Annotated in this window: 1 protein-coding gene; it reads right to left on the reverse strand. The window is 44.4% G+C overall.

Going from position 1 to position 286, the window contains the following annotated elements; all coding sequences use genetic code 11:
• Positions 1-286: DDE-type integrase/transposase/recombinase (locus HC733_RS23735; protein WP_190367228.1), on the reverse strand; the 286-nt coding region annotated here is incomplete at both ends.

Below are 286 nucleotides of genomic sequence, written 5' to 3' on the forward strand. Positions count from 1 at the left end.
TCACTGTATCTAATAGACAAGTATTGGCTCCCTCTGTCGCTGTGATGGATCAATCCTTCTGTTTTACCACGATGCCAAATTGCTTGTTCTAACGCGTCAAGAATAAGCCCTGTGTGCATCGTTGTTGATACGCGCCAGCCCACAATATATCGAGAAAATACGTCTACTACGAAGGCCACGTAAACAAATCCACTCCATGTAGCGACGTAAGTGATATCAGCAACCCAAAGCTGATTAGGCTGCTCAGCGACAAATTGACGGTTAACTAAATCCATCGGTGTATCTT

Origin of the sequence: Pseudoalteromonas sp. S16_S37, assembly GCF_014694405.1 — a bacterium.
Taxonomy (GTDB): Bacteria; Pseudomonadota; Gammaproteobacteria; order Enterobacterales; family Alteromonadaceae; genus Pseudoalteromonas.